Annotated in this window: 1 protein-coding gene; it reads left to right on the top strand. The window is 53.6% G+C overall.

Annotated features, from left to right (window positions below; translation table 11 throughout):
- Positions 1-1,370, top strand: a 1,370-nt coding sequence (locus tag D6024_RS26345) for a hypothetical protein (RefSeq protein ID WP_162945069.1), incomplete at both ends; no start/stop codon positions are given.

Here is a 1,370-nt window from a genome sequence, read left to right as displayed (position 1 = left end):
CTTCACCACTCCGGCGCTGACCTTTGCCAACAACGGGCAAACCCTGCAGATCACCGGCATCACGGTAACCAGCGCCACGCCGAATTGCCAGAAAAATTTTGCGGTCAATGTAACGTTGGCCGTCAATCCACTGCCGCAGGGTAGCCTTACAGGCAATACCATTTGCATTGGCGGAACAGGCCAATTGACCTTCACTGCAACTTCGGGCACCGGTCCATTTACTGTCGTTTACAATGATGGAAGTGCCGACCGCACTGCCACTAATGTGGTTTCCGGCACGCCATTCAATGTTTTTGCCAATCCCGCAGCTACGACATTGTATACATTGAAAAGCGTTACAGACGCCAATGGCTGTGCGAGAAGTGCAGGCTTCAGTGGAAACGGCACCATCACGGTAAACCAAACACCGGTAGTAAATGCTGTCTCCAACCAGGTAATCTGTAACAACAATCCAACGACAGCAATCCCGTTTTCCGGTGCAAATGCGACGTCGTTTACGTGGACGAACAGCAACACCGCCATCGGGTTGGCGGCAAGTGGTTCGGGCAACATCGCTTCGTTTACAGCCACCAACTCCGGGACCACGCCCATTAGCGCAACCATTACAGTAACCCCGGTAAATACTGTCAACAGTGTTTCCTGTAATGGCATATCAAAAACCTTTACGATCATCGTCAACCCCACGCCGACATTGACTGGTGCATTGCAATCAGCGACAGTTTGTGCTGGTTCAGCTGCCACCATCAACCTTACGGGTCTTTTGCCCAATACCACCTCCACGATTACCTACACCATCGATGGTGGGCCGGTACAAACGGTGACAGGTAGGATCGCTGATGCAAGTGGTAATGCAACATTCACAACCCCGGCCTTGACTTTCGCTAACGACGGGAAGCAATTAACCATTACGGGCATCACGGTCACCAGCGCCACGCCGAATTGCCAGCAGGCCTTTAGCCAATCAGTGACATTGGATGTCAACCCAACCTCTGTCGGTGGTACGGCTTCTGCCGACCAAACGATTTGTGCCGGCACGGCACCGGCAGATTTGACCCTTGCAGGCAACACCGGCAATGTGATTCGGTGGGAGTCCTCCTTGTCTTCTTCCTTTACGTCGCCAACAACCTACAATGTAACTTCTGCTACGCTCCCGGGAGCCACCATTGGCAACCTGGCCACCACCACCTATTTCCGGGCCGTGGTCCAAAGCGGTGTCTGTCCGGCAGTCTATTCAACGACAGTCAAAGTCACGGTCAACCCTACGCCAACGCTGAGTGGGGCATCGCAGGCGGCAACCGTTTGTGAGAACTCCTCTGCCACCATCAACCTTACGGGTCTTTTGCCTGGCAGCGTCTCAACGATCAGCTACA

Origin of the sequence: Flavisolibacter nicotianae (assembly GCF_003628535.1) — a bacterium.
GTDB lineage: Bacteria > Bacteroidota > Bacteroidia > Chitinophagales > Chitinophagaceae > Flavisolibacter > Flavisolibacter nicotianae.
The sequence above is the reverse complement of the archived record's forward strand: the minus strand, read 5'-3'. Positions and strand labels throughout refer to the sequence as shown.